We start from the raw sequence: 6794 nt of genomic DNA, 5'->3' as shown, positions 1-6794 counted from the left end.
TTAAGCCTGAGGAGGCAAAGCGTGGCGTGATAGGTGTTCCTCGTGTACTCAACATGTACGAGAACTATCCTTTCTGGCACACATTCCTCACAAAGCTTGGATTCTCAGTTGTACTGTCTCCAAAGTCATCGAGAAACATATACAGCCTGGGTATCGAATCCATACCTAGTGAGTCAGAGTGTTACCCTGCCAAGATCTCACACGGACACGTTATGTGGCTGCTGAAAAATGGAATCAAGTCCATCTTCTACCCATGTGTACCATATGAAATGAACGAGACTCCTGAGGCAAACAATCACTACAACTGTCCTATCGTTGCTTCTTATGCAGAGAACATCAAGAACAACATGGAGGAACTCAAGGCTGACGACATAACATTCATCAGACCATTTGTGGCCCTGGACAACGAGGAAGCTCTCGTAAAACGTATGTACCGTGAGATGTCCAAGTACTATGATGTGACAATGGACGAGATTGGAAGCGCCATACATGCGGCGTACGCAGAGGCAGAGAAGGTCAAGGAGGATGTGCGTGCTAAGGGCGAAGAAACTCTCAGATACATTGATGAACACGATATGCTCGGCATAGTTCTGGCTGGTCGTCCATATCATCTGGACCCTGAGATCAACCATGGTCTCCCAGAGCTCATCAACTCATACAAGATTGCTGTATTTACCGAGGATTCAGTCGCACACCTTGGCAAGGTCGAGAGACCTCTTATTGTCTCCGACCAGTGGATGTACCACTCAAGACTGTACAAGGCAGCCAACTACGTCAAGACCTGTGACAACTTAGAGCTCATACAGCTCAACTCATTCGGCTGTGGTCTGGACGCTGTAACAACTGACTGTGTCAACGATATACTTACCAAGTCAGGCAAGATATACACTGTCCTCAAGATCGATGAGGTCAGCAACTTAGGTGCAGCAAGGATCAGAATCAGATCCCTCATAAGCGCGGTCAACTCAAGACATGAACAGCACTACAAGACATGTCCGCCAAGCAGTGCCATCAACAGAATAGAATTTACCAAGGAGATGAAGAAGGACTATACAGTTCTTGCACCTCAGATGTCTCCTATCCATTTCGATCTTCTTGCACCTGCATTCAAGTGCATGGGAATCAACATTGAGATCCTGCCGGATGCAACCAAGGAGACGATAGATGTTGGTCTGAAATATGTAAACAACGACGCATGTTATCCATCTCTGATCGTTGTCGGACAGATGATGAGCGCCATCACTTCAGGAAAGTACGATGTGAACAAGCTGGCTGTCATCATGAGCCAGACAGGAGGCGGATGCCGTGCAACAAACTATGTAGGATTTATCAGACGAGCCCTTTCCAAGGCAGGCTACGGTCAGATACCTGTAATAGCACTGTCTGCCCAGGGCTTTGAGAAGAACTCAGGCTTCAAGATAAACTACAAGGTAGTAAAACGTGCAATGCAGGCTCTGATATACGGTGATGTATTCATGAGATGTCTGTACAGGACAAGACCTTACGAGAAGGAAAAGGGTTCGGCAAATGCACTCCATGAGAAATGGAAGAAGGTTTGTCTGGAGAGCCTTACAAAGACCGGAAGCAACGCAGTATTCAAGAAGAATATACAGGGAATCGTCCACGACTTCGACACTCTCCCACTCCTTGACATCAAGAAGCCTAGAGTCGGAATTGTTGGAGAGATACTTGTAAAGTTCCTGCCATCAGCCAACAACCACTTAGTTGACCTGCTGGAAGCAGAGGGAGCAGAGGCTGTTATGCCAGATCTCCTGGACTTCTTCATGTACTGCTTCTACAACAACAATTACAACTATGAGTTCCTTGGCAAGACCAAGAAGGGAGCCATAGTCAGCAACACTGTTATAAAGGTTCTGGAATCCTTCAGAAAACCTGCAAGGGATGCTCTTGAAAAGAGTAAGCGATTCGAGGCTCCTGCCCATATCGAAAAGCTTGCTGCCTATGCAAGACCAATCGTATCCATAGGAAACCAGAACGGTGAGGGATGGTTCCTTACAGGTGAGATGATAGAGCTCATAAAGAGCGGTGCTCCGAACATCGTGTGCGCACAGCCATTTGCATGTCTTCCAAACCACATCGTGGGCAAGGGTGTTATCAAGCATCTGCGTGAGGCATATCCTGAGGCAAACATCGTGGCAGTCGACTATGATCCTGGTGCATCTGAGGTCAATCAGGTAAACAGAATCAAGCTCATGCTTGCCGCTGCGAACAAGAATATGAATAAATAAAAGATAGTTATATAACGGTAAAGGCACATCACATACAGAATATTTCTGCATGTGATGTGCCTTTTTCACGTTATGAATTACCTAGGTTTAATTATATCTTTTCATGAACCGCTGCTTATCTTTGCTTAACTGTTCTGCACATGCGATCCTCTCATCACCGGTTATCCGGCTGTCAAACCAGTTGTCGTTGTCATCAGAAAACCATCCCGCAAAGTAATCCGAGCAGCCCTCAGGTATAACGCCATTCCGCTCCCTGAGTTCCTCATGTGCGTCACTTACCACCTGTGTCTTCCAGATGTCCACAACTGACTGATATTCATCCGGATCGGTATCATCGATGGTCCTTATATCAAATATCGTGTCCGGCGCCAGACCGGGATCCATCTCTATAATTCCAAATCTACAATACTGGGCTCTGTTCTCCATGACCTTGAGGCTTCTGTCCGTATAATAATCCCTTCCCAGTATATACACACCACATCCGGTGGCGGGATCTACCTTGAGCGGAATACATATATCTGTTCTCTGCTCTGCGTTCAAGATGTCCAGAAGCTTTGTGCTCTCCTCCTCCAGCCTGTTCTCATCTCTCTGTGGCTCAACAACTGAACTGCCTAAAAAAGGATTATTCAGCCTCTTAGTCTGAAATAAATGTTCAACAAGATCAAGACTTTTATCCTTCTTTCTTGGAATAAGGTTCTCCACCTCTGAGACGTTATCCATACGACCTGCATCCTCACCGCTTCTGATCTGTCTGAATCCCATGTCGTAGAATTTGGCGGCTATATCATACATTATTATGGCGTACAGCATCTCGTATGTTATCATCTGTACAATGCCGGGGCTCTGGCAATCTTCGCACGGAAGGTCTATATCGGACTCATCCAGAGAAACAGGAACCACATCGTCATCTCGAAAACACTCTCTTACTGTTCTGTCAAATAACTCCTTGTCTTCACCGGCAGCCTTGAGCAAAGCTTTGAATTTGTCATTTGTCTTACGTTTTCCAGCCGCAAGCTCATCTTCCAGCCTGTCAAAACCTCTTCTGATGAGCTGTCTGTTTTTCACTCTGGCCATGGTCTTCCTGTTGCCATACACTACACCGGCTTTGTCTTTTTCCATGTTGATCTTCGGCATATTGAGCTTTATTCTGATATATCCCTCCATGAACTCAGGAATATCGATCTCTCCGCGGTCGTATCTCAACTGGAGTCTCCGGAGTTTTATGTAATTTCTTTTATCATCCCCAGCTTCCCGGGTATCGATGTCTTTCTCGTATTCATCCCTTATATATGTGAATATTGCGGACTTCTCTATTTTCTCATCAAAGTCTTTTTTGAGATTTTTGTAGTATTCCCTCTTAAAATCCTTCATCAGTCATCCGCCCCGCCTTCTGCGTGCTTCTTTGCCGCATAGCTCACCATGCGCTGTGCCCTTTTCATGTAAATGTATGAGTCAGAAAATGTATCCTCAAATCCATATGACGATGCATTTATGCTGCACAGATAGATATTGAGCATCCTCTTTACTACATTTGCAAGATCGATATCCTGCGGAAGTTCATCGGAAAAATATATTTCCCTGAAGCGTCTGTATTTTGTGCAGAACACGTCAGGATTCTGGACATCACAAATCCCAATGAGCTCTGGCATCTCTTCCCCAGTTACCGATTCGCTCCAATCTTCCATTTCCTCTCTTATCTCCTCAGGAAGATCTTCTATTTCCTGATATGAACCGTTGATACGCTCCACATCTTTCTCATAGAGCTTATTTGCCCTGTCAAGCATCTCATCTGTTATCAGGCTTTTTATCCTCTCACCTGAAAGCAGCTCGTATAAAGAATCACAATATGCCAGAAGATTGGCACGCTGTACACCACCGCAGTAGAACTCGGTAAACACATCGTCATATCTCATCTCACCTGATCCAAGCTCCTCTGCCATCATGTATATCTGTTCAAATGTCGCCACCGGCAGTTCAACCAGCTCTTCATCACCCAGATAATCCTCCGTCAATATTACCTTTATTGCAAGATACATAAAATCGCTCAAATACTCCCGGAGCACATCCGGCATGTGCTCAGAAGTGACCGACCTGAAACCGTTTTCTCTCCACATGTTGTTGGCTGTTCCATACTCTTCTATACGATCTACATTCGCCGCTATGAAGCTATCTATACGTTCCTCGCTGACTACACCATTAACATCCGTAATCTCCGGCAAAAACGATCTGTTCCTGCCGCTCATCTCAGCTTCAATGTCGCGCAGCTTTTTCTCAAAGCTGTACTGACGGAAGCTCATATTTCTCATTTTATCTACCATATACCCCATAAATATTGCTCCTTGTATATTATTTATATTCATTTTCATACTTACATCTGTCCATGTCAAACATATTCTCTGTTTTTTCTGGTTAATTACTTACATACCTTATCGCCATTCTCCTTATCGTCATTCTCCATTTCAGTATGTCGATTTAAATACCTTCCATTCCGGATGTTCCTGATCACCATGTCCGCGGCAGCGCTGCTGAGTGTTATCTTAGTAACACCTTCCGACGTGGTATATCTTCCCATGCCTATCTTTTTACCTTTTTTCGTTACGACGCAGTCATACTTTCCTCTTGAACCTTCCTTACTCATCAGATATTTGTCTGACACAAGCCCCATCACAATGGAATATGTATTTAACATATCCTCCTGTATCACCTCTGCCAGGTCATATATATCAATACACTCTCTTACCATGAATACAAGTCTGTTGAGAGTGCACCCATACTTAAAATCCATCCTGTCAACATGCCCGGCAGCGTAATAAATTATATCCGTAATTATACGAAAAACGTTCCTTTTCCAACTGTTCCAGCCCAGGCTGGTCTGTATTTTTACCCATCATATTCCTCCTCTATGTCACAAATGTCTGCAGATCAATTATATTTCTTTATTATTTCTTCCCGCCTATATCACTGCTTGCGTTTTATAGTCAACTTATTGAGCATATTAATTGTATGAAATGTGATAGTTTTAACAGTAATGGAGGTTTTTCACATGATTTCTTATAGACCCTTTTACGAAACACTATACAAAAAGAACATCACTGAATATGCTCTCATATTTAAGCACGGCATACCGGCCAATACTATTCACAGTATGAAATATGGTGAAGCCATAACTACAAAGACTCTCGATGTTCTCTGTAACATTCTCGACTGTCCGGTATCCGATATAATTGAATTTGTCAAATCTGACAGCTAGATAAATTCCTTTTCCACATCTATATACTCGCCTCTGGCAATCATTTGCACATATCTAAGCAATTCCTTCTTTGTCTCCCTGGCTTTCTGCAGCCTGCCGATCAGCTTTTCAACCCCCTCATCATCAAGAAGATAGTTTGGATATCGACACAGATTGATAAAAATATCATCCTCAGTTGATGAATATATCATCGGCATCCCATCACCATTCACCTTCATTTTCACAACAACCGCCAGATTCTGCATGTCCAGCTCATTATTTTTCAGGTCTCCCATATAGTCGCAAAAATAGTTAAATGCAACATAGTAATCATCATTCTCTATCTTGAGAGTTGAAATATAATTCTGTTTCTCCGCATATAAATTGCTTCTTATTAACTTGAATTTCTTCATAAACATTGCCTCCTTTTCTTATACTGGTATGTCTCAAGCTTCTATATCATAATATCAGCCGTTTATTTTTCTTCCGTTTTTTTTACATAAAAATACCCTCTTTATCGGTTGACCGGTAAAGAGGGTAAATATCTCTATATTTATGCTAGCGTTTTTAGGTGTTATTGGTGTTACTATGTTCTATGGCACGACATTAGGAGTTTGTCGGAGGTTTGGGATTGATTTTTTCATACTGATACACTAAGTTGTTATGGGTTGCTTAAATTGGATGGTACACTAAATTGCTTTGGGTTGCTTATATCAGACGGTACACTTTTTATAGACGGGCTGTTTTTTGTTATGGTTCTGGATTTATATTATGACAAATTAAGCTCGTCCCTGACCTGCATCAGTATAATACCGAGTTTATTTGCACCTGTACCGTTCACTGTTCCCCAGATTCTGTCACCCCATGTATTGCCCTCTTCTAAGTGAGCATTATCTGTAGCAAGCAGTTTCTCAGCGAGGTCAGGGTTCTGTGTGAACTTAGCCTTAACCAAGTTTTTCATAACTGAGAACTTTATGGATTCCCAGTCTTTTCTTAAGGCTACTCTCCTACCCAGTTTCTTTGCTGCAGACGGGTTTAAGCTTATAAACTTTGTTTTGTCGGAATCGTTTATACACTTCTGAGCCTGAAAAGCTGTTTCGTTATTGGGATATGTGATGCCCTGATATGTCACTGGACACTCATAAAAGTTGCTTAAAAAGAAATAATCTCCCCTAAAACTGTTAATCGTTGTCTGCATAGTTTTGTATCTCCTATTTTAATTTTTAATTTATTATAATATCTTGATATAATAAAGTAAATAAAACCCAGTCCATAATCTAAATTACAAACTGGGTTTCTTGTTATTGATGATAAAG

7 protein-coding genes are annotated in these 6794 nt (G+C 42.5%); 2 read left to right on the top strand and 5 right to left on the bottom strand.

The annotated features are described in order from the left end of the window. On the top strand, positions 1–2249 hold a 2249-nt coding region (locus tag CCU_RS12090), incomplete at its 5' end, for an acyl-CoA dehydratase activase-related protein (RefSeq protein WP_208896225.1). 87 nt (positions 2250–2336) lie between these two features. Here CCU_RS12090 and CCU_RS12085 read toward each other — a convergent pair. From CCU_RS12085 to CCU_RS12075, 3 genes are all read right to left on the bottom strand, one after another. Next, positions 2337–3620, bottom strand: a complete 1284-nt coding sequence (locus CCU_RS12085; protein WP_015534865.1) for a hypothetical protein — start codon at positions 3618–3620, stop codon at positions 2337–2339. Beyond that, complete coding sequence (locus CCU_RS12080; protein WP_015534864.1) at positions 3620–4576, bottom strand: hypothetical protein; 957 nt, start codon at positions 4574–4576, stop codon at positions 3620–3622. Before CCU_RS12080 ends, CCU_RS12085 begins: the two co-directional genes overlap by 1 nt. 86 nt (positions 4577–4662) lie before the next feature. Next, positions 4663–5034, bottom strand: a complete 372-nt coding sequence (locus tag CCU_RS12075) for a hypothetical protein (RefSeq protein ID WP_015534863.1) — start codon at positions 5032–5034, stop codon at positions 4663–4665. A 243-nt stretch (positions 5035–5277) separates the two neighbouring features. Here CCU_RS12075 and CCU_RS14845 point away from each other — a divergent pair, with 243 nt between their 5' ends. Then, positions 5278–5499, top strand: coding sequence for a helix-turn-helix domain-containing protein (locus CCU_RS14845; RefSeq protein ID WP_334290617.1), 222 nt, complete (start codon positions 5278–5280; stop codon positions 5497–5499). Here the strand turns inward: CCU_RS14845 and CCU_RS12065 are convergent. Together CCU_RS12065 and CCU_RS12060 are read right to left on the bottom strand one after the other, a co-directional pair. Beyond that, positions 5496–5891 carry a hypothetical protein gene (locus tag CCU_RS12065; protein WP_015534861.1) on the bottom strand — a complete coding sequence of 132 codons (396 nt, stop codon included), beginning with the start codon at positions 5889–5891 and terminating at the stop codon, positions 5496–5498. The two genes, CCU_RS14845 and CCU_RS12065, sit on opposite strands and share 4 nt — an antisense overlap. Positions 5892–6247: 356 nt before the next feature. Then, a complete protein-coding gene (locus tag CCU_RS12060) occupies positions 6248–6676 on the bottom strand; it encodes an NADAR family protein (RefSeq protein ID WP_015534860.1) in 429 nt (142 codons plus the stop codon). Between the last annotated feature and the right edge of the window lie 118 nt (positions 6677–6794).

This window comes from Coprococcus sp. ART55/1 (genome assembly GCF_000210595.1).
Classification (GTDB): Bacteria; Bacillota; Clostridia; order Lachnospirales; family Lachnospiraceae; genus Coprococcus; species Coprococcus aceti.
This window is presented reverse-complemented; position numbering and strand designations above follow the sequence as displayed.

Bases quoted from the DNA above. Each gene is read 5' to 3' on its own strand.
- CCU_RS14845 (WP_334290617.1), top strand. From the start codon at position 5,278: ATGGAGGTTTTTCACATGATTTCTTATAGACCCTTTTACGAAACACTA.
- CCU_RS12075 (WP_015534863.1), bottom strand. From the start codon at position 5,034: ATGGATTTTAAGTATGGGTGCACTCTCAACAGACTTGTATTCATGGTA.
- CCU_RS12065 (WP_015534861.1), bottom strand. From the start codon at position 5,891: ATGAAGAAATTCAAGTTAATAAGAAGCAATTTATATGCGGAGAAACAG.
- CCU_RS12060 (WP_015534860.1), bottom strand. From the start codon at position 6,676: ATGCAGACAACGATTAACAGTTTTAGGGGAGATTATTTCTTTTTAAGC.
- CCU_RS12085 (WP_015534865.1), bottom strand. From the start codon at position 3,620: ATGAAGGATTTTAAGAGGGAATACTACAAAAATCTCAAAAAAGACTTT.
- CCU_RS12080 (WP_015534864.1), bottom strand. From the start codon at position 4,576: ATGGGGTATATGGTAGATAAAATGAGAAATATGAGCTTCCGTCAGTAC.